Below are 1744 nucleotides of genomic sequence, written 5' to 3'. Positions count from 1 at the left end.
CCCTCATCGATGTGAGCAAACCAAGGCTGATCGTAGTAGAACTGGACGGCAACAAGGAAATCTATACCTTGCAGGCAGAGATCGAGTATGGTCCGCAGTTTGTAGGACAAGTAACGATCACTCAAAATGGAGAAAGTCTTATTGCCACACCGGATAATGAGAATGGAACTGTCATTTTTGAAGCTGAAGCAGGTAAATTTGATTTCGCTGAACCATTTGAAATTAATTATGTTTCTACACAAGGTTCACAATTATACGATAATGAGACACTCATCTTGAATAGTATTAGGTTAGGAACTGATGAAAAGGTATTTAAGCTAAAATCTGAAGGTGAAGAAAGTACTTATATAATTAAAATCTTAGAAATTGAGACAATCTATCCTGAATTAACAGATATATATACCATAATTGATGGCACGAAAATTGAGGGTGTAATAAAGAATGGTAAGATAAATATCAATATTTTATATAGCATGACCGATGATTTGACATCTTTACCATTATATTTTGATTGTTTGAATACTCAGCTTATTTTAATGGATGGAAAGATTGTAACCAGTGGTCAAATCATGAACTTAGCTCAAAATCATACGATTACTTTAATAAATGGTAAAGAAAGTATTGTATATGATTTGATTGTTCGCAACATTAATGAAGGACCTATATTTACTGCTTTCTATTTTATGAATGGAGATACAAAATATGATGGTATTATTGATTATAAAAATAATCAAATAACTATTGAAATTGATAATTTAATTTCTGTAGACGAAATTGCTCCTTATTTTGAAATAGAAAATGCAGATCATGTTGAATCAATAGGTTACGAAATGATAAGCGGAGATCAGGAAACAAGCTGGAATGATTTTTCAGATAGCATGAATAATCCCGTTATTTACACTGTGGTACAGGGAAATGTAAGAGTGGATTATAAAATAATAACAAAATATAAATATATTGAAGGAGATTTAAACGGAGATGGATTTGTTGATACGAAAGATATGTTATATTTACAATCTTTAATTAATTCTAAGAAATAAAGAAAGGATCAAGTGCAATGAAAATATTAAAAAAAATAAGCGCTTTGATAGCTGTTATGGCAATACTATTCACTGCTGGCGGAATGGATATGAAAGCTGCGCCAGGTGATATTAGTTATTCTGTAAAAGATGATGGATTTAATGACATATTATATACAATAAATGGTATACAATATAAAGCTTATAAAGAAATAGATCGTCGTCAATATATTGAAATTACGATGAATAAAACAGATAGTTTAGTATTACAAGCGGATCTTGAAGGAGATTCAACACAACCTGTCACAGGAATAGCCATAACATTTAGTTATAACACCTCAGAAGTAGATAGTGTTGACGTCTATCCTGAATATAATCTTGATGCAGATGCTCAATTTTATGATAGAGTAATCGAAGGAGAAAATGTTAGAGATACAATTGGTTGGGCTGTTCAGCCAGTTACGGGATTTGATAAGGGCATTTTGTATGTGTTAAGTGTGAATAATCCTGATGGTAGAACAGAAACATTAAATCAATTAACCACTTTGACAATTAAGCCTAGTCAAGCAGCAATAGATGCTGGAAGTATGGAATTACAAATTCAGAATCAGGTGGATATGTCTAATGTACCTTCAAAAAATACAGTAGCAAATAGGAAATTTAGAATTAAAATTACTTTTACTGATGGACCAACCACTACCCAATTGCAGGCACCGACTCTTACA

2 protein-coding genes are annotated in these 1744 nt (G+C 31.8%); both read left to right on the top strand.

The genetic code is table 11. The annotated features are described in order from the left end of the window. The coding region (locus DAHG_RS21445; RefSeq protein WP_026880987.1) for a hypothetical protein at positions 1 to 1040 on the top strand (1040 nt) is incomplete at its 5' end. Between the two features lie 17 nt (positions 1041 to 1057). After that, the coding region (locus tag DAHG_RS21440) for a hypothetical protein (RefSeq protein ID WP_026880986.1) at positions 1058 to 1744 on the top strand (687 nt) is incomplete at its 3' end.

The organism is Dielma fastidiosa (assembly GCF_000313565.1).
GTDB classification, from domain to species: domain Bacteria; phylum Bacillota_I; class Bacilli_A; order Erysipelotrichales; family Erysipelotrichaceae; genus Dielma; species Dielma fastidiosa.
This window is presented reverse-complemented; position numbering and strand designations above follow the sequence as displayed.